The 25,962-nt window shown below is 73.5% G+C and carries 22 protein-coding genes and 1 pseudogene; 10 read left to right on the top strand and 13 right to left on the bottom strand.

All coding sequences use genetic code 11. From position 1 onward, the window contains the following. Nucleotides 1–13: 13 nt before the first annotated feature. Together B073_RS0105725 and B073_RS0105720 are read right to left on the bottom strand one after the other, a co-directional pair. Nucleotides 14–1,072, bottom strand: coding sequence for a LysR family transcriptional regulator (locus B073_RS0105725; protein WP_018537135.1), 1,059 nt, complete (start codon nt 1,070–1,072; stop codon nt 14–16). Between the two features lie 191 nt (nt 1,073–1,263). Then, complete coding sequence (locus B073_RS0105720) at nt 1,264–4,086, bottom strand: penicillin acylase family protein (RefSeq protein ID WP_018537134.1); 2,823 nt, start codon at nt 4,084–4,086, stop codon at nt 1,264–1,266. A 263-nt stretch (nt 4,087–4,349) separates the two neighbouring features. Between B073_RS0105720 and B073_RS0105715 the strand changes: the two genes are divergently transcribed. The 3 genes from B073_RS0105715 to B073_RS0105705 all read left to right on the top strand — a co-directional run bounded on the left by B073_RS0105715 (nt 4,350) and on the right by B073_RS0105705 (nt 7,623). Further along, nucleotides 4,350–4,964: a hypothetical protein gene (locus B073_RS0105715; protein WP_018537133.1), complete on the top strand. Its 615-nt coding sequence runs from the start codon at nt 4,350–4,352 to the stop codon at nt 4,962–4,964. Nucleotides 4,965–5,052: 88 nt separating this feature from the next. Then, nucleotides 5,053–5,784 carry a 3-keto-5-aminohexanoate cleavage protein gene (locus B073_RS0105710; RefSeq protein WP_026247097.1) on the top strand — a complete coding sequence of 244 codons (732 nt, stop codon included), beginning with the start codon at nt 5,053–5,055 and terminating at the stop codon, nt 5,782–5,784. Nucleotides 5,785–6,180: 396 nt separating this feature from the next. Then, nucleotides 6,181–7,623: an amidase gene (locus tag B073_RS0105705; protein WP_018537131.1), complete on the top strand. Its 1,443-nt coding sequence runs from the start codon at nt 6,181–6,183 to the stop codon at nt 7,621–7,623. A 244-nt stretch (nt 7,624–7,867) separates the two neighbouring features. Here B073_RS0105705 and soxR read toward each other — a convergent pair whose 3' ends face one another. After that, entirely contained in the window at nt 7,868–8,425 is a 558-nt protein-coding gene (gene soxR / locus B073_RS39195; protein ID WP_018537130.1) for a redox-sensitive transcriptional activator SoxR, read from the bottom strand. 125 nt (nt 8,426–8,550) lie between these two features. On the opposite strand from soxR, the gene B073_RS0105695 reads away from it, so the two are divergent. Continuing rightward, nucleotides 8,551–9,012 (top strand): MaoC family dehydratase, encoded by a 462-nt coding sequence (locus B073_RS0105695; RefSeq protein WP_018537129.1) that lies wholly within the window; start codon nt 8,551–8,553, stop codon nt 9,010–9,012. Nucleotides 9,013–9,046: 34 nt separating this feature from the next. Here B073_RS0105695 and B073_RS0105690 read toward each other — a convergent pair whose 3' ends face one another. Continuing rightward, on the bottom strand, nt 9,047–9,670 hold the full coding sequence (locus B073_RS0105690) for a TetR/AcrR family transcriptional regulator (RefSeq protein WP_018537128.1): 624 nt from the start codon (nt 9,668–9,670) through the stop codon (nt 9,047–9,049). A 301-nt stretch (nt 9,671–9,971) separates the two neighbouring features. Here B073_RS0105690 and B073_RS0105685 point away from each other — a divergent pair, with 301 nt between their 5' ends. Next, a complete protein-coding gene (locus tag B073_RS0105685) occupies nt 9,972–10,634 on the top strand; it encodes a TetR/AcrR family transcriptional regulator (protein ID WP_018537127.1) in 663 nt (220 codons plus the stop codon). A 53-nt stretch (nt 10,635–10,687) separates the two neighbouring features. Further along, nucleotides 10,688–11,677 (top strand): urea transporter, encoded by a 990-nt coding sequence (locus B073_RS0105680; protein WP_018537126.1) that lies wholly within the window; start codon nt 10,688–10,690, stop codon nt 11,675–11,677. 31 nt (nt 11,678–11,708) lie between these two features. Here B073_RS0105680 and B073_RS0105675 read toward each other — a convergent pair whose 3' ends face one another. From B073_RS0105675 to B073_RS0105665, 3 genes and pseudogenes are all read right to left on the bottom strand, one after another. Next, the gene (locus B073_RS0105675; RefSeq protein WP_018537125.1) at nt 11,709–12,809 is read right to left on the bottom strand and encodes a Zn-dependent alcohol dehydrogenase; all 1,101 of its coding nucleotides are present in this window, start codon (nt 12,807–12,809) and stop codon (nt 11,709–11,711) included. Between the two features lie 55 nt (nt 12,810–12,864). After that, nucleotides 12,865–14,259, bottom strand: a complete 1,395-nt coding sequence (locus B073_RS0105670) for an aldehyde dehydrogenase family protein (protein WP_018537124.1) — start codon at nt 14,257–14,259, stop codon at nt 12,865–12,867. A gap of 152 nt (nt 14,260–14,411) precedes the next feature. Further along, nucleotides 14,412–14,960, bottom strand: a pseudogene (locus B073_RS0105665) (TetR/AcrR family transcriptional regulator); the annotation flags it as partial. A gap of 354 nt (nt 14,961–15,314) precedes the next feature. Here B073_RS0105665 and hmgA point away from each other — a divergent pair. Beyond that, on the top strand, nt 15,315–16,649 hold the full coding sequence (gene hmgA / locus B073_RS0105660) for a homogentisate 1,2-dioxygenase (protein WP_018537122.1): 1,335 nt from the start codon (nt 15,315–15,317) through the stop codon (nt 16,647–16,649). 34 nt (nt 16,650–16,683) lie between these two features. Further along, nucleotides 16,684–17,433, top strand: a complete 750-nt coding sequence (locus B073_RS0105655; RefSeq protein ID WP_018537121.1) for a GntR family transcriptional regulator — start codon at nt 16,684–16,686, stop codon at nt 17,431–17,433. Between the two features lie 83 nt (nt 17,434–17,516). Here the strand turns inward: B073_RS0105655 and B073_RS0105650 are convergent, their stop codons facing one another. Beyond that, nucleotides 17,517–18,743, bottom strand: coding sequence for an RNA-guided endonuclease InsQ/TnpB family protein (locus B073_RS0105650; RefSeq protein ID WP_026247096.1), 1,227 nt, complete (start codon nt 18,741–18,743; stop codon nt 17,517–17,519). Nucleotides 18,744–18,949: 206 nt separating this feature from the next. On the opposite strand from B073_RS0105650, the gene B073_RS0105645 reads away from it, so the two are divergent. Further along, entirely contained in the window at nt 18,950–20,221 is a 1,272-nt protein-coding gene (locus B073_RS0105645; protein WP_018537119.1) for a type ISP restriction/modification enzyme, read from the top strand. A gap of 173 nt (nt 20,222–20,394) precedes the next feature. Here the strand turns inward: B073_RS0105645 and B073_RS0105640 are convergent, their stop codons facing one another. Both B073_RS0105640 and B073_RS0105635 read right to left on the bottom strand, forming a co-directional pair. Further along, nucleotides 20,395–20,658, bottom strand: coding sequence for a hypothetical protein (locus B073_RS0105640; protein WP_018537118.1), 264 nt, complete (start codon nt 20,656–20,658; stop codon nt 20,395–20,397). Between the two features lie 240 nt (nt 20,659–20,898). Beyond that, nucleotides 20,899–21,705, bottom strand: a complete 807-nt coding sequence (locus B073_RS0105635) for an SGNH/GDSL hydrolase family protein (protein WP_026247095.1) — start codon at nt 21,703–21,705, stop codon at nt 20,899–20,901. Between the two features lie 313 nt (nt 21,706–22,018). On the opposite strand from B073_RS0105635, the gene B073_RS0105630 reads away from it, so the two are divergent. Further along, nucleotides 22,019–23,257 carry a S8 family peptidase gene (locus tag B073_RS0105630; protein ID WP_018537116.1) on the top strand — a complete coding sequence of 413 codons (1,239 nt, stop codon included), beginning with the start codon at nt 22,019–22,021 and terminating at the stop codon, nt 23,255–23,257. A gap of 103 nt (nt 23,258–23,360) precedes the next feature. Here the strand turns inward: B073_RS0105630 and B073_RS0105625 are convergent, their stop codons facing one another. The 3 genes from B073_RS0105625 to B073_RS0105615 all read right to left on the bottom strand — a co-directional run bounded on the left by B073_RS0105625 (nt 23,361) and on the right by B073_RS0105615 (nt 25,907). Further along, the gene (locus B073_RS0105625) at nt 23,361–24,050 is read right to left on the bottom strand and encodes a YoaK family protein (protein WP_018537115.1); all 690 of its coding nucleotides are present in this window, start codon (nt 24,048–24,050) and stop codon (nt 23,361–23,363) included. A 607-nt stretch (nt 24,051–24,657) separates the two neighbouring features. Beyond that, a complete protein-coding gene (gene ddaH / locus B073_RS0105620; RefSeq protein WP_018537114.1) occupies nt 24,658–25,434 on the bottom strand; it encodes a dimethylargininase in 777 nt (258 codons plus the stop codon). A gap of 83 nt (nt 25,435–25,517) precedes the next feature. After that, nucleotides 25,518–25,907 carry a GntR family transcriptional regulator gene (locus B073_RS0105615; RefSeq protein ID WP_018537113.1) on the bottom strand — a complete coding sequence of 130 codons (390 nt, stop codon included), beginning with the start codon at nt 25,905–25,907 and terminating at the stop codon, nt 25,518–25,520. Between the last annotated feature and the right edge of the window lie 55 nt (nt 25,908–25,962).

The following is a 25,962-nucleotide window of genomic DNA, read 5'->3' as shown; positions in this document are numbered from 1 at the left end:
CCGGAGTAGGCGGTCAGGGCCGGAGCCACCAGCGTTCGCTCTCCCAGGAGAGCGCCTCCCAGAGGCGGTTGAGCGGGTGCTCCGGCCCGTAGGAGCCCCGCTCGCCGCGGCGGGTGAAGACGCCGACGAGAACCTCCGTCCGGGGGCCGACGTCCCCGACGACCTCCAGGGTCCGCAGCCCCTCGGCCTCCGGGAGATGGCCGTCCGACGCGGCCTCCCCCAGGCCCCGGGTGACCAGCATGGCGCCGCTGACCACGCCCGAGCGGAGCAGTTCGAAGCCGTAGTGCGCGGCCTCTATCTCGGCGGCGACGGTCAGCTTCTGGCGGTAGTCGGTGCCGTACCAGGCGGTCAGGAAGCGGTCGATGAGCCCGCCGGTGGAGACCACCAGCGGCAGCCGCGGCAGTTCACCGGCGGGGAACGGGCCGGTGGGCAGCCGCTCCGGCGGCAGGTTCGTCAGCAGGGACAGCCCGCTGCGCCGCCACTCCATCACCTCGTACGGGGCGAGTTGGGCGGCTTCCTCGCCCTCGGTGACCACGACGCTGCCGCAGACCAGGTCCAGTTCCTGGGAGCGGAGCTTGGTGAAGAGGTCGGCGGTGCGGACGTGGGTGATCTTCAGGTCGACGCCCTCGCGGTCGAAGTCGGCGCTGACGTACTCCACGGCGTCCAGGAGGAAGCCGAGGGTGTAGCGGGTGGTGCCGACGGAGAGCGTGCGGCCGAGCCGGCGGCGGGCGTCGTGGACGCCGGCGGACCACTCGCCGAGGGTACGCCGGGCCAGTTCGACCAGGGCCTCGCCGGTGGCGGTGAACAGCGCGTCGCGGCCCCGGCCCTGCTTGAGCACCAACTCCTCGCCGCAGAGCGCCGCGAAGGTGCGGTTCATGGTGTCGAGCTGCTTCTGCACGCTGGACTGCTCACGGCCCAGCCGGCGGGCCGCGGCCAGCGCGGTGCCCGCCTCGTGCACCGTGATCAGCGTCCGCAGCTGGTCCATCGTGGTGTCGAGCAGCTCCGGCGGAAACTGCCGCGACCCCGAGTTCTGCTGCGGACCTGAATTCTGCTGCGGACCTGTCACGGTCATGCGCCCCTACTCGCTTTCCCTTCCCCCAAATTCAGGAAGGAGCAGCATAGCCGTACCGGTATTTCCGGCGGCGCGGCTGTTCACGGTGGCGGCGGGGGAACGCAGCCGGGCCCCGGGGAGCCGACGACACCCCAGGGCCCGGTTGCGTTCGTGCCGTTCACGTCATGCGTGTCGTTCCCGCCGCCGGCCGTCTACCTGTGGGCGGGGAACTCCACCACCTGCTGGTAGGTGGGGCGGTTCTGCCAGCTCATCTTGTCGTGGGTCAGGCCGCCCACGGCGCGGTGGACGATGGCGTCCGCGCACCACTGGTCGCCGGCCTTGCAGGTGTCGTCGCCCGGGTAGACCTGCTCGGCGGTGCGGGCGTCGGCCTGCCGGAGGGTGGCCAGCAGGGTGTCCCGGCAGGCGGAGAGGTCGCCGTTGCCGCAGTAGCGTGCGGCGAGCGGGCCCTGGACGCGGTCGCCGAGCACCGCGCGCAGGTCCTTGTCGACATAGCTCCACCAGCCGTACTGGAAGGCCGATCCGGCGTGCGCCCCGGTGGGACCGTGGCCGGCCGACGGGGACTCGTCGATGGCGAGGTTGGCGTTCAGCGCGTCGTAGAGGTCGGTGCCGAGGCCGGGCCGGAAGACGTCCTTGACCATCAGCGGCCACCAGGCGTCCATCAGGCGGATGGCGTCGGAGTGGGCGTAGGTGTGCGAGCCGGGGGTGGTCTCGCGGCGCTGGGCGCCGTCCTTGCGCCAGGCGTCCAGCCGCTGCACCGCGGTGCGCAGCGCGGGGTCGGTGACCGGCTTGCCGTCCAGGACGCGCAGCAGCTCCGGCAGGACGTCCTCGCCGCGCAGGTCGGTGAGGGCGGCGTCGGCCATCGCCCGGGTCAGGGAGGCCCGGGTGACCCCGCCCTCCTTGGTGAGGGCGCGCACCCGGTCGTCGAGGAGGTTGGCGCGGTGCACCGGGCCGTTGCCGAAGCCGGCCGAGTCGTAGTCCTTGGCCTGCTTGTTGTTCCAGGAGACGTAGTAGTCCTGGTCGACCGACTGCGGATGCTGGGCGGGCGGGGTGTAGGCGGCGGTGTTGGTGGCGGGGTCGAAGTCCCGCCATTCGTAGGCCGGTTCGGCCCGGACGGGCAGCGCGGCGTCGACGTCGGGGTTGCGGACGGGGTTGAGGCCGCTGTTGTAGTACGCGATGTCGCGGGAGTCGGCGTAGAACCAATTGAAGGCGTAGCCGATGTGCTGGGCGGCCCGCTGGAAGCTCCGGGCGTCGTGGACGTACGACGGGTCGTTGAGCATCTGGAAGCCGATGATGGAGTCGGCCTCGTGGCGGTAGGTGGAGCGCAGCGCCGTGTAGGCGACGGGTGTGCCGCCGAGGGTGGCGCGGTGGGTGACGATGCCGTACTTGGTGCGGAAGACCTGCATCCGGTAGGAGCCGGCGGCGGTGGGGTCGGCGATGGTGGGCTTCCAGGAGTTGGTGCGCTCCAGCTTCTCCATCGGCAGGCACCGGCCGTGGTAGCGGTAGGAGGTGGAGTTCTCGGTGGGCGCCGAGCCGTCCGGGTTGCACAGGTCGACGGCGTAGGTGTCGGTGATGTCCTGCCCGGCGGAGGTGGCGCTCCAGGCGTAGTCCTGGCCGCGGCCGAGCTGGACGTACATCCCGACGCCGGCGAACGAGGCGCCGCGGGCGCTGATGCCGGGTCCCCGGATCTCCTGGAGCATCAGCAGCTGGGGCGCGAAGTAGCCGGTCTGCGGGCCGAAGACGGCGACCGGGTGGCCGCTCGCGGTGTGCTTGCCGGAGACCAGCAGGGCGTTGGACATCCCGCGGTGCTGGGTGGGGTCGAAGCTCCCCTTGGGCAGCACGCCGTCCTTGAAGAGGCCCTCCAGCTTGCGGTACTTCCCGGGGGCCTTGACCGGGTCGCGGGGCGGGGTGGCGCTCTTGGAGGCGGCGGCGCCGGTGCGGTCGAAGACCAGCGGTTCGGGGGTGACCGAGCCACGGTCGGGCAGTGCGGTGCCCTCGGCCTTGGCGGGCTTGACGGCGTAGGGGAAACTCTGGCCGTCGTGCAGGGTCTTGACCGCCTCGGGGTCGTTCCGCTCCCGGAAGGACTCCCAGACCTCGGTGCCCTTCTCCAGGCCGTACTTCTGCTGGGCGGAGAGCAGGGCGAGGGCGGACGGGACCTCTCCGCCGCCGCCGTTGCCGAAGAGGCCGCCGACGACGGAGGCCAGGGCTATCAGGTCGGTGAGCTTGAACGGCTGGATCTCGCCGGCGTTGGTGATCGCGTCGACATGGCCGGTGAGGACGTACTCGCCGGGGAAGTAGCGGCCGTTCTTGGACTGTTCGCGGTAGGCGTTGATGCCGTCCACGTATGCCTGGGCGTCCGCCATGGCCTGTTTGCCGCGGGCGCCGTTGTTGTCGCGGATGGCGTCGACCTGCTCCTGGAGGTCGGCCTCGGTGTACGGGGCGGAGGGCCAGAACTGCTGCTCCAGGCCCTGGTTGGCGGGGGCGCCGCCGGCGAACGAGGTCAGCTCGCCGCGCCCGATGTGCCGGAAGAGGTCCATCAGCCACAGCCGGTCCTGGCCCGCGGCGTAGCCGGCGCCGTACTCGGTCCCGTAGCGGGTGGTGCCCTTGATGTGCGGGACGCCGGTCTTCTTGTCGCGGGTGATGGTGACGTCGGAGCGGGGCCGGGTGACCGAGCCGACCTGGTCCTTCGGGACCCCGAAGGAGGCGTCGTTGAAGAAGTCGGTGAGGGTGGCGTCGGTGAGCGAACGGTAGCCGCCGGACAGGGCGTTGTAGGGCGCGATCTGGTCGGTGGAGTGTGCCGGGTGGGTGCCGAACAGCTTGTTGCCGAGGATCTGCACCAGGGTCGCGTTGCCCGTCGCGCCGGGCGGCAGGATGTCCGCGCACTGGCCCTGGCAGTAGTCGTCGGAGTCGTGCGCCGCGGTCGCGGCCGCGGTGGGAGGCGGTGCCAAGAACGTGGCACCCAGGGCGAACAGGGCAGCCGCCGCGGCGGCCCTGAGCCTTCCGGTACGTCGTTGCATTCCTGCTCCTCGGAGGGGCCCCTGCTCTTCCGGAGCGCGGGGGAGGGTGCGCCGGACGTTACCGTCGGTTACCCGTTACGGGAAGATGAACAACAGTCACCTTTTTGAATTTCCCACAGCGGGAAGGCGGTTGGGGGCACGGGGCGTCAGGACACCCCGGCACATCGCCGCCCAAAACCGCAAAAGAATTCGATGGATCCAGGTGGCAGGCGCCCACGTCCATTCCCTGTCCGTTCGGGATCCGCCTCGGAGGTGGAAGCACCATGGCCGGTTTCAGAGCCCTCGCAGAACAGGTCCGCGACCCACGACTCGTCACCGCCCGGCGGCGCACCGCGCTGCGCAAGTGCCTGGAGCGCTTCGCTCCCTACGGGCACCGGGCGACCTGGCACCATCTGTGCACCCGGGCCGGATTCGCCACCCACGACCGCGAACCCGACCCGGCGCGACTGGTGGCCGCGCTGGCCGAGCTGGAGGAGGCACGCGCCCTCTGGCTCACCTACGAGGAGGAGTTCGCCGCCCGGCGCCGCCGCGAGAAGCACCACGGCATCCGCCAGCCCGGCACCCTCGACGAGTGGCACCGCCGCACCTGGGGCGGCTACGACATCGTGCCCTGCGTCTCCGCGCAGCGGCACCCGGCGGCCCGCCTCTCCGAGGTGCTGCGCCGCATGATCGCGGCGATGGAGGCGGGACGCCCGCGCCGCGACTGCCCGGTCTGCGGCGGCACCCGCTTCGCCTGGGTCCCCGGCCCGGGCGGCTGCCCGGCGACCGGTCCGGCCTGCCGGGAGTGCGGAGTGCTCGCCCCGGCGGCCGTACTGACCCCGGAGGCGCTGCACACGGCGGCCGGGGTGCCCGGCGCGGAGACCTTCGCGGCGGCCTGAGCCCCTTCCACGCGGCGCCTTCGGCACCCTGCACCCCGCGCACGGCGGACTGTCGGACCCGCCTGTCATCATCGGACCCATGCTTCAGATGCTTCAGGTATGTCTCAACGGCGCCCGGACCGCGGCCGATTCGGGTGTGGTGCCGCTGTCGCCGGCCGCGCTCGCGGAAGCGGCGCGGCAGGCGGTCGCGGCCGGCGCCCAGGACGTCCACGTCCACCCCAAGACCCCGTGCGGCCAGGACTCCCTCTCGCCCCAGGTGGTCGGCCCGGCCCTGGCGGCCATACGGGAGGCGGTCGACGTGCCGGTGGGCGTGACGACCGGCGCCTGGGCCGAGCCCGACCCCGCCCGCCGGGCCGCGCAGATCGCGTCCTGGACGGTGCTCCCCGACCACGCCTCGGTCAACTGGCACGAGGACGGCGCCGACACCGTCGCCGCCGCGCTGCTGGCCCGCGGCGTCGGCGTCGAGGCCGGCATCTGGGCCGGGACGGCGGCCGCCGCCCGCTTCGCCGCCTCCCCGCTGGCGCCGCGAGTGCTGCGGGTGCTGGCCGAGGTCATAGGCGACACCGACCCGCACACCGCACCCGCCACCGCCCGGGCGCTGCTCGCCGAACTGGCGCAGATACCGCACGGCCGCCCGGTGCTGCTGCACGGCTACGACGGCGGCGCCTGGCCGGTGCTGCGGCTGGCCAGCGAGCTGGGCCTGGCCAGCCGCATAGGCATCGAGGACACCCTGACGCTGGCCGACGGCTCCCCGGCGGTCGGGAACGCCCATCTGGTCGCGTGCGCCGCCGAGTTGACGGGCGGGCCGCCCGCCGCCTGAGGCCGGGCCGGGGCCGCCGGGGGCCTCGGCCCGGCGGCGGGCGGGCTCCGGTGCGGGGCCGGTGGGGCTCCGGTGCGGGCCCCGGCTCCCGGCGGCACCGACCGATCACGCCGATCACCGGCGCTTCCCGGCCATTGTTCCCCGGCCACCCGGTGGCCGGCTCCACCGCCCACGGCGACGGACTCACCCCGCTTCCGGCCGACGTAAGGGGGCGGCCCGGCACGCCCCGCGCCGGGCCGCCCCACCGCCCGGAGGAGCACGCCCCTTTACGAGCCGTCCCGCAAACTGAAACAAATGCTGCCAGGCTGATCACCGGCGGACGTGCGCCCCGGCGCCGGCCCGTCCCGCCCGCACGGCATCCGGGCCGCGCGGGACCCGACGAGAGGGTGGACGTCCATGGCCGAACTACACGACCTCACCGCGCTCGAACAGGCCGAGGAGATCCGGAACGGGGAACTCTCCCCGGTCGAGCTCACCGAGCACTACCTCGCCCGGATCGAGCGGCTGGACGACACCCTGGGCGCCTTCCTCACCCGCACTCCGGAGATCGCCCGCAAGCAGGCCGCGGAGGCCGAGAGCGAGGCCGTCGCCGCCCGCCGCCAGGGCCGCGCGCTGCCACCGCTGCACGGCGTCCCGGTGCCCGTGAAGGACCTCAGCCAGGTCGCCGGGGTGCGCTGCACGATGGGTTCGGCCGCGCTGGCCGGCTACGTCCCGGAGATCGACGATCACATCACCGCCGCGCTGCGCCGGGCCGGCACGATCCTGCTGGGCAAGACCAACACCCCCGAGTTCGGGCTGCCCTGCTACACCGAGAACGCCCTCGCCCCGCCCGCCCGCACCCCCTGGGACCTGGAGCGCTCGGCGGGCGGCTCCAGCGGCGGGGCGGCCGCGGCGGTGGCCGGCGGACTGGCACCGGTCGCGCAGGGCAGCGACGGCGGCGGTTCGATCCGCATCCCGGCGTCGGTCTGCGGGCTCTTCGGCATCAAGCCCAGCCGCGGCCGGGTCAGCGACGGCCCCCTGCTGCACGACGTGACGGGTCTGAGCACCTCCGGCCCGCTGGCCCGTACGGTCGCCGACGCGGCCGCGCTGCTGGACGCGATGGCCGGCACCCTGCCCGGCGACCCGTATGCCGCGCCGTCCCTGCCGCCGGGCGAGACCTTCGCCGGGCAGGTCCGCCGGGACCCCGGCCGGCTGCGGATCGCGGTGCTCAGCCAGGCGCCGCTCCCGGGCATCGAGGTGCACCCCGACTGCCTCGCCGCGGTCGCCGAGACCACCGCACTCCTCGGCGAACTCGGCCACCGGGCCGAGGAGTTGACCTTCCCCGTCGACGACGCGATCCTGCACGCCTTCACTAGGGCCTGGTCGGTGCTGGCCGCCCTCCGCCCCGTCCCACCGGAGGGCGAGGAACTGCTGATGCCGCTCACCCGCTATCTGCGGGCCCGCGGCCGCGAGGTCCCCGGCACCGACCTCGCCGGCTCCCTCTACGCCTTCCGGGCCCTCGCCCAGACCCTCGCCGACGACGTCATGCCGCCCGGCACCGGCTACGACGTGATCCTCTCCCCCACCCTGGCCGCGCCACCGCACCCAGTCGGCACACTGCGCAACGACGCCGATCCCCAGGCCGAGTTCGCCGCGGTCGGCCGCTTCACGCCGTTCACCGCCTTCTACAACATCACCGGCCAGCCCGCGGTCAGCGTCCCGCTGCACTGGAACGCCGAGGGCCTGCCGATCGGCGTGATGCTGGCCGGCCGCTACGGCGACGAGGCCACCCTGATCGCGCTCTCGGCGCAGCTGGAGGCGGCGCGGCCGTGGGCGCATCGCAAGCCGCCCGTCTGGTGAATATTCACTGCGTTCGGCCGGCTTCCCACGTTGTCGGCTGTCCCGCCGTGGTTGTCCTTATGCGCCTTCGGCGCATGGAGTCCGCTGCGCGGGGCTGTCGGGTGCGGTGACGGGCCGGAGGGGCAGGGGTGTGCCGGACTGCTTCGCTTTACGTCCGGCACACCCCTGCCCCTCCGGCCCGTCACCTCCCGTGGGTGGTCATGAAGACGGTGGGTGGGGGCTGATGTGGCTGGGCTGCTGTCCGTCAGGGCTCCTGGCGCTTCGCTTCGCCGGGCGCGCAGGTCGGTGCGTCCGGGGCGCGGGTCGCGGTGGTGGCCTTCGGGGCCGGTGCTGGGGCCTGGGCGCGGCGGTCCACCCGTAGGCGGCGGGCGCCGGGGCCCTGTTCGCCGAGGTTGTCGTAGGGGTTGGACAGCGCGCAGGTCTGGAGGGAGAGGCAGCCGCAGCCGATGCAGTCGGTGAGGCGGTCGCGGAGTTCGACGAGCTGGCCGATCCGCTCGTCGAGTTCGGTGCGCCAGACCTCGGAGAGCCGGGCCCAGTCCTCGCGGTTGGGGGTGCGCTCGTCCGGCAGCTCCGCCAGGGCGTCGCGGATCACCGCGAGCGGGATTCCGACCCGCTGCGCGGCCCGGATGAACGCGACCCGGCGCAGGGTCTCGCGGGTGTAGCGGCGCTGGTTGCCGGCCGTCCGGGTGCTGCTGATCAGCCCCTTGGACTCGTAGAAGTGCAGCGCGGAGACGGCCGCGCCGCTGCGTGCGGAGAGCTGGCCGACGGAGAGCTCATGGACCTTGAACGGAAGCTGGGGCACGCCGTCAACCCTACGGCCTGCCCGGGGATCCGCCGGGGCGGCCGGCGGCCGGGGCGTTGACAGCGGGCGCCCACCCTCGCATCCTGAGCAAGCGCTTAGTAACACGGCTGAGGAGGCGGACGAGGATGGCAGAGCCCCGGGTGTTCGGGTCGGTCGAGGAACTGCGGGCGGCAGTCGGCGAGGAGCTGGGCCCCAGTGACTGGCTGGAGATCGACCAGAAGCGGATCGACCTGTTCGCGGAGGCCACCGGCGACCACCAGTGGATCCACGTCGACCAGGAGAAAGCCGCGGCCGGCCCCTTCGGCACGACCATCGCCCACGGGTATCTGACCCTGTCGCTGCTGCCGGTCCTGGTCCCGCAGCTGCTGCGGGTGGACAACGTGAAGATGGGCATCAACTACGGCACCAACAAGGTGCGTTTCCCGGCCACCGTCCCGGTCGGCTCGCGGGTGCGGGCCCGGGCGCGGATCGCGGAGGTGGCCGAGGTGACCGGCGGGGTGCAGCTCACCACGGTGGTAACGGTCGAGCGGGAGGGCGAGGAGAAGCCGGTGTGCGTGGCGGAGTCGGTCAGCCGGTTCCACCTGTAACCGGGGCGGCGGCCGCCGGGCCGGACTCACTCATCTAGGAGGCGCCGCCCACCATCCGTAGGACGAGGTCGGCGTAGAGGGTGCCGACCTCGTCGGGTGTGCGCGGGCCCTCGGCGGAGAACCAGCGGGCGACGTCCACGCACAGCGACAGCACGGCCAGGGTGGTGCCGGGGACGTCGTCCACGGCGAACTCCCCGCTGTCCGCGCCGTCCTGGATGATCTGCCGGAGCAGCCGGTCGGTGCGGCGGCGCAGCGCGGCGATCTCGGCGTAGTGGTCCGCGCCGAGGGCCTGCAGTTCGTACTGGATGACCCGGGCGGTGGTGTGGTGCTCGGCGTGCCAGCGGGCGAAGGTGCGCACCGCGTCGCGGAGCCGGTCGGTGGCGCTGCCCCGGGCCTCGGCGGCGGCGCCCATGATACGCAGGGCCTTCTCGTGGCCGATGCCGCTGATGCGGTAGAGCAGCTCCTCCTTGGTCTTGTAGTGGATGTAGAGCGCGGCCGGGCTCATCCCGGCGCGGCCGGCGATGTCACGGGTGGTGGTGGCGTGGTAGCCGCGCTCGGCGAACGCCTGGACGGCCGCGCTGACCAGCCGCCGCGCGGCGTCCGGGGTCACGTCGGACCACTCGCCGCTCTCCTCCGCCGCCCGCTCGGCCGCACCCATCGCCGCTCCCCGCTCTCGCTCCGCCAGGGGCCTTCCGCTGCCGGATCGAACACCATACCGTGCTGGTGAGCAAGCGCTTAGGGGCTGTCCGGGAGCGGGCGCCGGACGGGCCGGCGCGGGCGGCCGCGGGCCGGTCAGGAGGCGGAGACGCCGGCCAGGGCGCGGCCGAGCCGGCGTACGGCGGTCTGCTCGGGCGTGAGCTCCTGGTTCATCTCGGGTCCCTTGTCGGCGGGAACGGGAGATGCGGCGACAGTTGATTAGCGATGCTAGTTTTTTGGGAGCAGCCCCTACCATGTGCGGCATGGCCCGACCCCGCAAGCCCCTGCTGAGCCGCGAGCGCATCATCACCACCGCGCTGGCGCTGGTCGACGCGGAGGGGCTGGGCGCGCTCTCCACCCGCCGGCTGGCGGCGGAACTGGGCGTCAGCGGCCCCTCCCTCTACAACCACTTCACGACCAAGGACGAGATCCTGGACGCGGTGGCCGACTCCGTCATCGCACAGGTCGACGTCTCGGCCCTGGCCGGCGGCGTCGACTGGCGGACCGGCCTGCTCGCCTGGGCCCGCTCCTACCGCGCGGCGCTCGCCGCCCACCCGCACATCGTCCCGTTCCTCGCCCAGGGCCCCGGCCGCCGGCCCGCCGGGCTGAAGATGGCCGACGCGGCCTTCGGCGGCATGGTGGCGGCGGGCTGGCCGCCCGCACTGGCCACCAAGGTCTGTGCGATGGTGCGGTACTTCGTCGCGGGCTCGGCGCTCGGCTCGTTCGCCCGCGGCTTCGTGGACGACCCCGGCGCCTACGACCCGGACGCCTACCCGCACCTCGGCCGGGCCCATCTGCTGCCCGAGCACCAGCGCCGGGTGGACGAGGGCGCGTTCGAGGACGGACTGCTGGCGCTGGTGGACGGACTGACGCTGCATCACCCCGAACTCACCCCTCCCGAGAGCGATTTCAGGATACAGATGTAGAGTGCACCAGTCCCTGGCGGGCAGGGGCGGTGTGCGTCCTGCGGGAGGCGGAAATGCGCCAGCCGGGCACGGCCGAAGAACCGGCGGCCAAGCGTCACGAGGTGGCGGCGAGCCGGCGGGGGCGGTTTGTCACGGAGGTGCTGCGCGGCCAGGCGCAGGTCGACTTCCTGCCCGACGCGCTGACCGGACTGGTCTTCTCCCTCGCGCTGTTCGCCGCCGGCTGGCGGTACGGCCTCTACGGCCTGACGGGCGCGGCCGTCGGCACCGGCACCGCGCGGCTGCTGGGCGTGGACCGCGGCCGGGTCGCGGCCGGCCTCGAGGGGTTCAACTCCTGCCTGGTCGGGGTGGCCTGTGCGGTCTTCCTCGACGCCGGCCGGCTGTCCACGCTGCTGGTGGCGGTGGCCGCCAGTGCGGTGGTCACGGTCGTCACGGCGGCCGCCGCCCGGGTGCTGGGCACGTGGGAACTGCCCACCCTCACCCTGCCGTTCTGTCTGACGGCCACCGCGCTCACCGTCGCCGCGCCCGGTTTCCGGCACGTCTGGCACCGGTCCGGCGCGCTCGCCGCGCTGCCCGGCACCGCGTCCGGCCCCACCGCGCTCGGCTTCACCGACCTGTGGCACGCCTTCTTCGCCGACTTCGGCGAGATCTTCCTGATGCCGCAGTGGTACGTCGGCCTGGTCTTCCTCGCCGGCATCTTCCTCGCCGACCGCCGGCTGGGCGCCCTGGCCTGTGCCGGCAGTGCCGTCGCCCTCCTGACGTCCTGGGCGCTGGGCGCCCCCGCCAACCAGGTGCGCCAGGGCCTGATGGGCTACGACGCGGTGCTGGTCGCGATGGCGCTGGGCGGGGTCTTCCTGGTCACCGACGCCTGGAGCGTGGGGTACGCGATGGTCGGCGCGGTCGCCTCCACCGTGCTCGGCCCGGCGCTCGGCGCGCTCTTCGCGCCGTCCGGCGGGCACGCCTTCACCTGGCCGTTCGTGCTGGTGACGCTGGTGTTCCTGGCGGCCGTACCGGCCTTCCCGCGGCTGCGCCGGGCCGCGGGCTGACCGGCCGCCGGCCGCGGACGGGCCCGGCGGGTCAGAAGACCACCAGGGCCCGCCCGCCCTTCCCGGCGAGCATCGCCTCGAACGCGGCCGGGATCCCGTCCAGTCCGATCCGTTCGGTGACCAGCGCGGAGAGGTCGAGCGCGCCGGAGCGGACGTGTTCGGCGATCACCGGGAGGTCGCGGGCCGGGTCGCTGTTGCCGTAGACGCAGCCGGCGAGCGTGCGGCCGAAGTAGAAGAGCTCCAGGGCGGAGAAGACGACCTGCTGGTCCTTGCCGCCGATGCCCACCACCGTCGTCCGGCCGCCGCGGCGGGTGGCGGACCAGGCCGCGCGGATGGTCTCCGCGCGGCCCACGCACTCCACCGCGACATCGGCGCCGACGCCGCCGGTGAGCGCCCGGACCCGCTTGGCGCCGTCCTTCTCGAAGAACGCCGGCCCGTCGGCGACCAGGAAGTCGGTGGCGCCGGCCGCGCGGGCCAGCTCCTCCTTCGCCGGTGAGACGTCCACCGCCACGATCGGGCCAGCCCCGGCGATCCGCGCCGCCTGGAGGGTCGCCAGGCCCACCCCGCCGACGCCGACGACCAGCACCGACTCCCCCGCCCGGACCCGGGCGCTGTGGTGGACGGCGCCCCAGCCGGTGAGCACCGCGCAGCCGAGCAGGGCCGCGTCGGTCAGCGGGATGCCGTCCGGCAGCGGCAGCGCGGCGTGCGCGGGCACCACGGTCTCCTCGGCGAACGCGGCGGTGCCCAGTCCGGGGTAGAGCGCGCTGCCGTCGGCGCCGAGGGTGGCGTACGGGGCACCGGCGGCCCGCCCGGCCTCGGCGCACAGCCAGGGTTCGGCCAGTCCGCAGAAGTGGCAGTCGCCGCAGGACGGCGCCCAGTTGAGGACCACCCGGTCGCCGGCCGCCACCCCCGTCACGTCCGGCCCCACGGCGGTGACCGTGCCCGCCCCCTCGTGGCCGAGCACGGCCGGGGCCGGCTGGCGCAGGGTGCCGTTGGACAGCGAGAGGTCGGAGTGGCAGACGCCGGCGGCGGCGAGCCGGATCCGGACCTGTCCGGGACCGGGCTCCGGCAGCTCGATCTCGGTGACCTGGAGCGGGGCGTTGACGGCGGGCAGGACGGCGGCGCGGACCACGGGATCTCCTCGGGGCGTGGGCGGACGGCGGGCGGCCGGGATGTGCGGGACCGGCTCAGAACTGCAGCGACTTGGTCTGGAGGTACTCGGTCAGGCCGTACGGCCCCAGCTCCCGGCCGACCCCGGACCGCTTGTACCCGCCGAAGGGGGCGAGCGGGTTGAAGCGGCCGCCGTTGATGTCGACCTGGCCGGTCTGAAGCCGGCGGGCGAAGGCGACCGCCTCGGCGTCGTCGCCGGCCCAGACCGCGCCGGCCAGGCCGTAGACGGTGCCGTTGGCGATCCGCACGGCGTCGTCCTCGTCCTCGTAGCGCAGCACCGTCAGGACCGGGCCGAAGATCTCCTCCTGGGCGACGGTCATCTCCGGGGTGACGTCGGCGAAGACGGTGGGGTGGACGTAGAAGCCGGGGCCCTCGGGCGGGCGCGGGCCGCCCGCGACGGGCCGGGCGCCCTCGGCGACGCCGCGTTCGAGGTAGCCGACCACGCGGTCCCGCTGGCGGGCGCTGACCAGCGGGCCGAGCCGCTCGCCGGGGACGTACTTGGCGGCCGCGGCGGCGGCCAGCGCGACGGCCTCGTCGTACTGCTCGCGGTGCACCAGCATCCGGCTCCAGGCGCTGCACGTCTGGCCGGAGTTGGCCATCACGTTGGCGACGCCGACCGCGACCGCCCGGCCGAGGTCCGCGCTCGGCAGGATGACGTTGGCGGACTTGCCGCCCAGTTCCAGGGCCACCTGCTTGACCGCGCCGCCGGCGAGCGCGCCGACGGTCCGGCCCACCGCGGTCGAGCCGGTGAAGGAGACCAGGTCGACGTCGTCGTGCTCGGCCAGCGCCCGGCCCGCGACCGGGCCGAGGCCGGTGACGACGTTGACCACGCCGGCCGGTATCCCGGCCGCCTCGACGCACTCCGCGAACAGCCGGGCCACCAGCGGGGTGTCCTCGGCGGGCTTGAGGACGACGGTGCAGCCGGCCGCCAGTGCCGGGGCCACCTTCGCGACGATCTGGTGCAGCGGGTAGTTCCACGGGGTGATCGCGCCCACCACGCCGACCGGTTCGTGCAGCACGGTGGAGTTGCCGAGGGTCTCCTCGAAGGCGTGCGTGCGGGCGATCTCGGCGTACGAGCCGCAGACCGCGACCGGCACCCCGGCGTGCACGGTCCGGCTGAAGGCGAGCGGCGCGCCGAGTTCGGCGGTGACGGTCTGCGCGATCTCCTCGGTCCGGTCGACGAGCCGGTCGCGCAGGGCGGCGATCCGGTCGGCGCGCTCGGCGGGCGGGGTGGCGGCCCAGCCGGGCAGGGCGGCGCGGGCGGCCCGCACCGCGGCGTCCACGTCCTCGGCGGAGCCGGCCGGGACGGTGCCGATGACCTGCTCGTCGGCCGGGTTGACGACCTCGATCGTGCCGCTGCCCGCGGCGGGCCGCCAGCGTCCGCCGATGTACATCGTGTCGTGGTGCTGCACGCCGTGGTCCTCCCTGGCCGACTGGTGGTGGTCGCACCCTAGGGGTGCCCCGGGCCGCTTCCCAGGGTGCCACCGGCCAAACTAGCGCCGGTAGTTTCGTCGCCGGCGGCGGACCCGGCCGCCCCGCCGGGCCCGGCCGCCCCGGCCGTCCCGTCCAGGTCGCGGGCCAGATAGGCCCGGAGCAACGCCTTGGTCTCCGCGACGATGACCGGGTCGCCCTCGGGGTCGGTGCGGAAGGCGAGCTGGAGCAGCGCGTCGGCGCTCTCCACGCCGACCAGGAAGACGGTGCGCAGCCGGTCGTCGGCGGGGTCCAGGCCGAGCCGCCCGGCGAGCAGCCGCAGCAGCCGGTCGGCGACCTCGTAGTTGGCCTGCCGGGACTCGCGCGGGGCGGGCACGGTGAACTCCACCAGGGCGAAGCCGGACACCGTCCGCTTCATGGCCAGGTACTCGTCGATCACCACGTCCATCGCGGCGCGCCAGCCCGGCGGCTGCCCGGGGGCGGCCAGCCGGGCGCTGATCCGGTCCGCGTAGGCGTCGAGGTTGCGCCGGGCGAGCGCCTCGGCCATGGCGCGTTTGTTGGGGAAGAAGCGGTAGACGGAGCCGATCGGGACCCCGGCGCGGCCGGCCACCGCGCGGGTGCTCAGGTCCTCGTAGCCGGTCTCGTCGAGCAGTTCGGCGCAGGCGTCGAGGATCCGGGCCAGGCGCTGGGCGCTGCGCCGCTGGACGGGCGCCCGGCGGAGCGGGGACGGTGCGGGGGTGGCGGCGGGCTGCGGGACGGGGGTGGACCGCGGGACGGGTCGGGGCGTCGAAGGCTGCACGGGGTCATCTTGCCCGGCGTACGGGCCGGGGATCGCCGGGCGGGGCGATCCGGCCACCCCGGCCGGGATCCGGCACGTTCCCGACGTGGCGCGAACCGGCCCCGCCAGTGCGGCACCCCTCGTTGACGCGCCCTCCACTCAATCCTAAGGTCTTGCATAGGATTCCGGGCCGGTCCCGGATCCCGTGGTGCCTTGGATTCCGTGGACGTCTGGTTCCGTGAGCGGCGGGAGCGTGTGATGACAGGTACGGCCAACGAGCAGGCGAGGAAGGCGGCCGAGGGCCTCGCCCACTCCTCCGGCTTCGGCAACGAGCACAGTTCGGAGGCGGTCCCCGGCGCGCTGCCGGTGGGCCGCAACTCCCCCCAGCGAGCGCCCCTCGGGCTCTACGCCGAGCAGCTCAGCGGCTCGGCGTTCACCGAGCCGCGCCGCCACAACCGCCGGTCCTGGCTCTACCGCATCCGGCCGTCGGCCGCGCACCCGCCGTTCGCCCGCGCCAACCGCGGCGAGATCCGCTCCGCGCCGTTCACCGAAACCCTGCCCGACCCCAACCGCCTGCGCTGGGACCCACTGCCGGAGCCGGCCGACCCGACGGACTTCGTCGACGGCCTGTGGACGCTGGGCGGCAACGGCGACGCCACCCAGCGCACCGGCATGGCGGTGCACCTCTACCACGTCAACACCTCCATGGAACGGCGGGTGTTCGGCGACTCCGACGGCGAGCTGCTGATCGTGCCGGAGCGCGGTGGGCTGCTGCTGCGCACCGAGTTCGGGCTGCTGCGGGCCGAGCCGGGCCACGTGGCGCTGATCCCGCGCGGGGTCCGCTTCCGGGTCGAGCTGCTGGACGCCACCGCGCGGGGCTATGTCTGCGAGAACTACGGCCGCCCCTTCGAGCTCCCCGACCTCGGCCCGATCGGCGCCAACGGCCTGGCCAACGCCCGGGACTTCCTCGCCCCGGCCGCCGCCTACGAGGACGTCGAGGGACCGGTCGAGGTGGTCAACAAGTTCTGCGGCCACCTCTGGACCGCGACCTACGACCACTCGCCGCTGGACGTGGTCGCCTGGCACGGCAACCACGTCCCCTACGTCTACGACCTGCGCCGGTTCAACGTCATCGGCTCGATCAGCTACGACCACCCGGACCCGTCGATCTTCACGGTGCTGACCTCGCCCTCGGACACCCCGGGCCTGGCGGGCGTGGACTTCGTGGTGTTCGCCCCGCGCTGGCTGGTCGGCGAGGACACCTTCCGGCCGCCGTACTTCCACCGCAACGTGATGAGCGAGTACATGGGCCTCATCGAGGGCGCCTACGACGCCAAGACCGGCGGCCGAGGGGGTTTCGTCCCGGGCGGCGGCTCGCTGCACAACATGATGTCGGCGCACGGCCCGGACCGGGAGACCTTCGAGCGGGCCAGCGCCGCGGAGCTGGTCCCGCAGAAGGTCGACGACGGGCTGGCCTTCATGTTCGAGACCCGCTGGCCGCTGACCCTCACCGAGCAGGCCCGGAACGCCGACCACCTGCAGCGCGGCTACGACGGCGTATGGCAGGGTCTCCAGCGCCACTTCCGCCCGTAGCGCCGGGACCAGTTCTGCAGACCGGGGAACGCCCTTGACCACCTTCGCTCCCGACTCGCTCGCCCTGAACCGCAAGTTGCCGCTGTGGTACCAGGTCTCGCAGTCCCTGCGCGCGTCCATACTCGGCCGCTCCCCGGAGGCGCCGCTGCGGCTGCCGACCGAGGACGCGCTCGCGGCGCACTACGGCGTCAGCATGCTGACGATGCGTCAGGCACTCAAGGAGCTGGAGGAGGAGGGGCTGATCAGCCGGCACCGGCGCCGCGGCACCTTCATCGAGCCGCATGCGCGGCGCGGTGCGCCGGTGCGGCTGCTCGGTTCCGTGGACGCCATCGTGGCCCAGCAGTCCGGGATGCGCACCGTCCTGCTGGAGCACGGACCGGTACCGGTTCCGGCCGAACTGTCCGAGCATTTCCCGGACATGGCGGAGGTGACCGGTTTCCGGCGGCTGCGCAGCGACGAGGAGACGGCGGAGCCGACCAACCACGCGCGCAACTACGTCCGCCCCGACGTCGCCGCCCGGATCGACCTCGCGGACCTGGAGCGCTGGCCGATGACGAAGGTGCTGCGGGACGCGCTCGGCCTGCGGATCGGCCGGATCACCGACACCGTCGAGGCGCGGCTGGCCGATCCGGAGACCGCCCGGCTGCTGCGGGTGCCGCTGCTCAGCCCGATCCTGCACTACACCGGCGTCACCTACGACGAGTCCGGCCGGGTGCTGGACGTCGCCCTGATCCACTACCGGGGCGACCGCTTCTCGTTCACGGTGACGCTGGACGCACACTGAACCGGAGATCCAGCAGGACGCCGTGCGTGCTCCGGGAGGGGCTCCGCTTGACTGCTCCACCCGCGGACGGGCGGATCCCTGGCTCACGCTGCTTGGTCGTCAAGCTGACGAACGAGTCTTACGCGATCAGCACCAGCCGGGTTCAGACCTGCCCGGGCCAGCATCACGCGGGCGGAGTTCTTATCCCTGGGGGATATGGCTCCGCACCGAGTGCAGGTGTATGTGCGTTCCGAAAGAGGCAGTGCGTGCTTGGTTCTCGCTCCGCACGATGCGCAATCCATGGTGGTATGCGCGGGATGTACCAGGCGCACGTCGCGCCCGTGTTTGCGGCCCATCTCGATCAGCGCCGCCTTGGTGGCGCCGACGGCGGCATCAGATGCCTTGCGGGCCATCGTGGTCTTGGCAAGGAACTTCGGTCGGAAGTCTTCCACCGCTATCACGTCGTGGTCACGCACGACGCCCTTGGCCCACTTGCGCCCGGTGTCCTGCCGCTGACGGGCGATCTTCTTGTGCAGCTTGGCGACCTGTCGCTGCGCTTTTCGGTATCCGCGGGACTGCGGCTTGCCTTTCGGACGCCCACGGCGGGACATCATGCGCTGGTACCGGGCCAGTCGCGAAGCCGCTTTGCGACCGTGCTCGACGTGGGGAAGATCGTGGGCGTCGCTCGTGGTGGTAGCCGTCTCACGCACGCCCCAGTCAATCCCGATCACTGCTCCCGTGCTCGGCAAGGGCTCGGCAGTGACGGGAACGACAAACGAGCAGTACCAGTGCCCGAGGCTATCCCGGTGCACGCGCACCGACGACGGCTCTGCGGGCAGCTTCCGTGACCACACCACCGTCACCACGATGCCGCATGCCAGATACAGGCGCCCGTCCTTGAGCCGGAAACCACGCCGGGTGTAATTCAGGCTCGGATCAGCCTTGTCCTTCTTCTTGTACTTGGGCATCCCGGCCCGCTGCCGCATCGGAAGCCTTGCCTTGATGTCCTTCAGCGCCTTGGCACGCGACGCGGCGAAGTCCCGTACGACCTGCTGCTGCGGCACGGACGCACCCTCACGCAGCCAGGAGGTTATACGTCGGGCCTTGGTTAGCATTCTGTCGAGCTGGGCTGGGCCGCAGGTCTGCCGATCGTCAGGATGTGCCGCGTTGTACAGGTACACCTTCTTGGACTTGGCAACGCATTCGTTCCAGGTCCAGCGGCAACGGTCCCACTCCGCAGCCAGCGCCGTGTTCGCGCCGGCGGACACACGAAGCCGATATGTGTACCGGGCACAACCGGCATACTCAGTCGCCTTCAGTGTCCCCGTCATGCTCAACAACCTACCTGGGAGGTATGACAGTTGCTCCTCCATCCCGCTGTGGCCTGCTCCACCTTCGAGACAGGGGAAGGTCGAATCGCTCCGACAGTGGACTGGGTATCCCTGCCACGCTTCGCACGAGCCGGAGTTGTCTCCCGCATGCGGGAGGCATCCCCGCCACAGCCTGAACGGCGGGATCTCCTGCGGAGGATGCCCCGTTGACGGCGAAGCAGGGCGCGCCAGGGCTGGACGCGCCACGGCTGTCCGATCTGATGCCGTGGTCCGCGGCGCCGCTGCGGCTCGGCCGCTCCTGGGTGCGGGGCCCGGATCCGGCCACCCTGCGCGCCCGGTGGAAGATGCTCGCGGACACCGCGGACCCGGCCGACCGAGAGCGGCTGTTCGGCCCGTCCCGGGCCCGCACCCTGCACTCCGCGGTCGGCCAGCTCCCCGGGCAGGACACCCCGACCGCACGGCTGGCCCGGGCGGTCGGCCCGTGCCCGGAGCCGGTGCGGGTGCTGCACGGCCCGTTCGACCGGCAATGGCTGCTGCCCGACCACCGGCTGATCGACGCGGCCCGCCCGGAGCTGTGGCGGGTGGCCGACGAACACCAGCTGTTCCTGGTGGAGTTGGGGCAGGAGCCGGGGACCTCCGGCCCCGCGGTGGTCTGCTCCGCGCTACTTCCGGACGGTCGCTCGCCCGCCGGGCGCCCCGGCCGGATCCGTCCGCTCTACCGCCGGCCCGGCGGCACCGAACCCAACCTCGCGCCGGGCCTCACCGCGCTCCTCGCCCGCCACTTGGACCGTACGGTCCCGCCGGACGGCCTGCTCGCCTGGATCGCCGCCACCGCCGTGCACTCGCCCGACGGCACCGCGGTACCGCTCACCGCCGATGCGGCCCTGTGGGACCGCGGGGTGGCACTGGGCGCCCGTCTGCTGTGGCTGTCCACCTGGGGCGCGTACCAGGTGGACGGGCCGGAGGGGTCCGGCGGGCGGCCGCGGCTGCCCGGCGGCCGGCGGCCCTACGTCCGGGCCGCGCTGCCCGTCCGCGGACTGCCCGACACCCTCGCCTACGACCCCGACGACGAGACGCTGTCGCTCGGCGACGGCCGGATCGCACCGGTGCCGTCGGGTGCCTGGGAGTTCCACGCCGGGGGCGTACGGGTGCTCGCGGAGTGGTTCGCGCAGCGCGCGGGCGCGGGGGCGGCCGGCCATGAGCCCGCCGAGCCCGGTTCGCTGGCGGCGCTGCGGCCCGCGGCCTGGCCGCAGGAGTGGACCTCGGAACTGCTGGAGCTGGTGACCGTGCTGGCGCTGCGGGCCGAACTGGAGCCGGAGCTGGCGCAGTTGGCGCGGGCGGTGGCGGACGGGCCGCTGATCGGGGCGGCGGAGCTGCGGGCCGCGGGGGTGCTGCCGGTGCCGGCCGCGGCGGCCCGTCCGGCGTCCGTACTGGACCACCGGGAGGAGGGCCCGGACGGCCAGTTCGCGCTCTTGTGAACCCGCCGTCGGGGCTCCGTCCCCATGCCGCCGGCGTGCGCCGCGCGGCAGGTGTCCGGGCACACAAGGAACCACCCGCCACGAGGTGACGGGTGGTGAGAAGGCGGCACCTGGCGCTGCGCCGAGCCGGGGCGGTGGGTCGCCTGAGCCGATGGTGCCGCTTCAGAGGTGGCTCAGCCGTGGCCGCCGAAGAGCGAGCGGCGGAGCCTGCGCAGCGGGGCGAACAGCGACACGCGGTGGCCGCGGCTCTTCCTCATGCGCGTGTGGTCACGCGCGGTGATCTCCTGCATCAGCGAGGTGGCCCCCGCGGCCTCGCGCTGCGGGATGGCGGGACCGCCGAGCACCGCGAGATGACGGTCCAGCCGCGCGCTGGACGCGCTGCTCCCGCATGTGATGGCAGGGACCCGCGCCCTGCTGCGCACTGTTATCTGTTCCATGACTCTCCCCACCCGTACGAGGGCACCCGGCCAACGGGCAGGGTAACCCTATCTCTCTTGGAGGACACGCGTGCAGACCGGTCAACGGATTCACCTGCCTTGCCTTGACGTTGACGAACACCATACGGAATGTCACGTACTGCGCGTGCGCCAGGGCGAGTTGAGCGGTCGCGGGAGGGTTCCGGCGAGGGCCGGGCGCGGAGGGGGAGGCACCCACCCCCGCGCCCTGTGCACGGAAGATCACGCAGCGGAGCCGAACACCGGGAGATAGCCGTCGGCTTGGCCGGCGGAGGTGGGGTGGTAGGACTCGTCGACGGGATAGGTCACGCTGTGCAACCACGGACTGCCGGAGCACAGCTCGTGGCCGGCGAAGGCGGGGTTGACATCGGCGAAGGCGAAGCCGTGGTCGGCGGCGCGCTTGGCGATGACGCCGTCGATGGCGTCGGCGGCGGCGTTGACGGCGGCCCGGGACTTCTCGGTGAGGCCGGCGTCACAGTCGCCGTCGAGCTTGTAGAAGCGGGGGTATCCCAGGGCGACGACGTGTGCGGAGGGTGCCTTGTCGGCGATGGCCTTGTACACGGTGTCGAGCTTGGCCGGGAGGGTGTTGTCGATGTAGGTGCGGGCCTCGGCGATGCGGGCGAGGCAGGCGCTCTCGCCCTGGAGGGCGCAGGTGGTCATGGTGTCGGCGAATCCGGCGTCGTTGCCGCCGATGGTGATGCTGACCAGGCTCGTGGCGGAGTTCAGCGGGCCTAGCTGACCGCTGACGACATCACCCGTTCGGGCCCCCGAGCAGGCGGTGAAGGAGAACGACGACGGGCGGTGCGCGGCCGCCCAGAGGGCCGGATACGCCTTGGTGCTGCGCTTGCAGGAGCCGCTGCCGCTGTCGTAGCTGCCGGCGCCGACGCCGGCGGAGTAGGAGTCGCCGAGGGCCACATAGCCCCCGTTGGCGGGGAGTTGGGATGCCGTCGCGGTGCCGGCGCCGGTGAGCGCGAGCGACGAGGCGACGAAGAAGGCGGATGTCAATGCCGCATAACGGGACACTCTCATGGAACCTCCCTTAGCAGGATCGCTGCGCGATCCGTCGTACCAGGAGACCCGCGTCGTTGATAGTGTCCATGCCAAAAGTGGTACAGAGTTCATGGCAAATCTGCCGACATGCCAGATTCCTCACTGCATCGTCATTGCCCGTTCATGACGCGCATATGACATTGCGTTGGGACTCTTGATACCTGTCCGCGGCTCATCGAACCTTTTGACGACCGGTCAAGGACGTTTCCTGATCGGCCGATTGCGTACGGCCCCCGTACGCCCACCTTGCGCGCGCACCACGGCGCGCCACCGATGAGGAGGACCCCTCGCGATGGCAGTGATGCGTTCCACCAACTCCCGGGCCGCCCAACGGCGTGCCACCACCCTGCGGATCGCCACGGCGGTCACCGCGGCCGCGGCCGCCGCCACCCTCGGCGTCCTGGCCCTCCCGGCCCAGGCGGCACCCGCCCGGGGCACCGTGATCGGCGCCGGCGCGGCGGACGCGGTGCCCGGCAGCTACCTCGTCACGCTCAAGCCGGGCGCCGGCCTCAAGGCCGCGTCGGCGGACGGCCGCGGCGTGATATCCGCCCACGGAGGCACCGTCAAACGCACCTACACGGCCGCGCTCAACGGCTATGCCGCCACCCTGTCCGCGGCCCAGGCGAGACAGCTGGCGGCCGACCCCGCCGTCGACCACGTCTACCAGGACCGCACCGTGCACGCCCTGGACACCCAGACCAACCCGCCGTCCTGGGGCCTGGACCGGATCGACCAGGCGAAGCTGCCGCTGGACAAGAAGTACTCCTACCCCGCCACCGCCGGCTCCGGCGCCACGGTGTACGTCATCGACACCGGAGTGCGGATCTCCCACAAGGAGTTCGGCGGCCGGGCGGCGAACGGCTACGACGCGGTCGACAACGACAACGTCGCCCAGGACGGCAACGGCCACGGCACCCACGTCGCGGCCAACATCGCCGGTACGACGTTCGGCGTCGCCAAGAAGGCGAAGATCGTCGCCGTGCGGGTGCTCGACGACTCCGGCTCCGGCACCACGGCCCAGGTGGTCGCGGGCATCGACTGGGTCACCAAGAACCACAAGGGCCCGTCGGCGGCCAATGTGTCGCTGGGCGGCGGCCCGGACGCGGCCCTGGACGCCGCCGTGCGCAACTCCATCAAGAGCGGCGTGACCTACGCCGTCGCGGCCGGCAACTCGGGGGACAACGCGCAGAACTACTCCCCCGCGCGGGTCCCCGAGGCGCTCACCGTCGGCGCGACGACCTCGGCCGACGCGCGCGCCTCGTACTCCAACTACGGCTCCCGGGTGGACCTCTTCGCGCCCGGCAGCAGCATCACCAGCGCCTGGAACACCAGCGACACCGCCACCAACACCATCTCCGGGACCTCGATGGCCACCCCGCACGTCGCGGGCGCCGCCGCGGTCTACCTCGCCGGGCACCCGACCGCCACCCCGGCCCAGGTCGCCACGGCCCTGGTGAACGGCGCCACCTCGGGGGTCGTGACCAACCCCGGCAGCGGCTCGCCCAACAAGCTGCTGAAGCTCGTCCCGTAGCGAACGCTCCCGCCGGACCACCCGGCGGCGGGCCCACGAGGGCTCGGCAGGTGCGGGGCGCCGGCGGCCGGTCGGTCAGCCGCCGGCGCTCCGCCCGTCGGACTCACTCATCCAGACCCGGCACGAGGAAGGCGGTGGCCGCCACGGTCACCGCTGCCAGCAGCAGGACCAGCGGTGTGCGGGTGCCCAGGCCGATCAGCCACGCGCCCAGCAGGCCGCCCGCGAGCATCCCGCCGACCGAGCCGAGCCGGCGGGGCAGTGCGCCGGTGCCGTAGCCCAGCCGCCGGTCGCCGCCCAGCACGGAACCGCTCACCAGGGCCGTCATCGCACGGGTCGCCACCGTCGTGGGGAGATCCGGGACGGCCGCCCGCATCGCGGTGACATTGCGCACCCCCATCGCGACCGCCATCAGCGCGATCACCACGTAGCGCTGCGGCGCGGCGACTTCGCGGGCCGGCGCCGCCTCCCAGCCGGCCACCGCCGCGCCGGCCAGCAGCGCCGCCTCGGCCAGCAGGGCCACCGGGAACCACGGGCGCCGGCGGTCGGCCAGCGTGGACTCCAGCCGGGCCCCGGCCACCGCCCCGGCCAGGAACGCGCCGAGCGAGACCACCGGCGCGGCCACCGGCAGCCCGCCCTGTACCGCAAGGCCGAAGCCGAGGAAGAGCAGGTTGCCGGTCTGGTTCGCGGTGAAGACATGGCCGAGGGTCAGGAAGCTGGCGGCGTCGAGCACACCGGTCACGACGGTCAGGCAGACCATCACCACCGTCAGGGCGGCTCCGCTCGGCGGCTCCACGGATCGGCTCCTTCCACCGGGCACCTCGGGCCGGCGTCCCGACAGTTCGGCGTCCTGTCAGTCTCCGGACGGCCCTCGCGGCACCGGGCCATTGCGCCGTCTGTGGGCGCCTTGCCGTAACGGGACGTCAGGACAGCAGGACGGCAGGAATCCAGGACGGCAGGGGCACGGGACTGCAGGGCGGCAGGACTCCGGAACGGCGTCGTGCGGGAGCGGCCGCCCGCCGCCGGGCCCGCCCGGGCAGAGGTCCGGTGCCCGCCGCCCGCACCGCACATCACCAGCAGCAGCGCCAGCGCCGCCACCCCGACCACGACCGCCACCCCGAAGGCCGTCCCCCGGCGCCCCCGCAGCCGTCCGCCGTCCGGCCGCCCCTGACGTTCCCCACCTCGACGTCGCACGGCGGACCACCCTAGGACCGGCCCGGCGGGCGCGCACAGGGCGCGTTCCGGCGCGCGTACCGCCCGCGGGCGACCGCCCGCCCGCGCCGAGGAGTCCGTGCCGCTCCGGCCGGCCATGGACGACCGCGACGCGCCGGCGGCCGTCGTCGGGGCGTGCCGGCGCCCGGGTCCGCTGTATGACGTACCGTCACTTTCCGTGCCCCGTGGGCCTATTCCCGCAGTTCGCGCAGGCGCACCGACAAGCAGGTGACACAGCCCTCCCGCTTCTCGAACTCGCTGATGTCGACGGGCACCGGGCGGTAGCCGAGGCGGGTGAACAGCTGGGCGGTCCGGGGCGCGGAGGCGGCCATCAGCAGCGCGTCGCCGCCCAGCAGGACGACATGCGCCCCGGACTCCTCCAGGACAGGCCGGAAGTGCGGGAAGACCGACGGGTCCTCGACCAGCGGCGGGTAGCCGACGACGGTGCCGTCGGGGAGAGCGGTGACCGCCGACTTGAGGTGCAGCACCCGGCTGACCGGCACGGCGATCACCGTGGCGCCCAACGGCTCGAAGGCGGCGCGCAGTTGCCGGACCCCTTCGAGGTTGGTGCGGCAGCCGCGGCCCACGTAGACGGTGTCCCCGACCTTGAGGACGTCGCCGCCGTCGAGGGTGCCCGGGGCGCGCACCGCGTTCAGGGAGCAGCCGAGCGCCTCGGCGGCCTCGCGGGCGGCCGGCAGCTCGGGGCGGCGGGCGTCGGCGCCGGAACGGGCGAGTAGCGCGACGTTGCGGAAGACGACCATGGTGTCCTCGACGAAGACCGCGTCGGGGCAGTCGTCGGCGGGCGCGACCTCGGTGGTCCGCCAGCCGTGGTCGCGCAGCGCCTGGACGTACGCCTCCCACTGGCGCAGGGCCCGTGCGGCGTCCACCGGCCGCCGCTCGATATGGGTGACCAGGCCGTCGGCCAGTCGGGGGCCGGGGCGTCGCACGAGGGCGTGCCGGCTGGGCATGGGCTCCTCCGGGGCTGGGGCGGGGGCGGGGGCGGGGCCGGGCCGCCCGGTCGGGGGCCCGGCCGCTGGTCGGGGNCGGTCCCTCAGGTGCCGTCGTCGTACGTGGCGCGCAGGGCGTCGGTGACGGCGGCGAGCGCGGCGGCGCGGTCCAGGCCGAGGCGCCGGGCGCGGTGGGCGTAGGCCGCGGCGGCCGCGGCGGCCTCCTTCTGGGCGGCGTCGCCGGCCGCGGCGACGAAGCTGCCGTTGCGGCCGCGGGTCTCGATCACCCCGTCGGTCTCCAGGGCGCGGTACGCCTTGGCGACGGTGTTGGCGGCCAGGCCCAGCTCCTCGGCGAGGCCGCGGACGGTGGGGAGCTTGTGGCCGACCGGCAGGGTGCCGGTCCGGGCCTGGTCGGCGATCTGGGTGCGGACCTGCTCGAACGGGGCCTCGGCCGCCGCCGGGTCGATGGTGATCGTCAGCGTCTGCGGGGACACGGTGGCGCTCCTGGTGCTGGTGGTGGCGCGGGTGCGCGGTTTTGTCGCATCCATT

Source organism: Streptomyces sp. MspMP-M5, from assembly GCF_000373585.1.
GTDB lineage: Bacteria > Actinomycetota > Actinomycetes > Streptomycetales > Streptomycetaceae > Streptomyces.
This window is presented reverse-complemented; position numbering and strand designations above follow the sequence as displayed.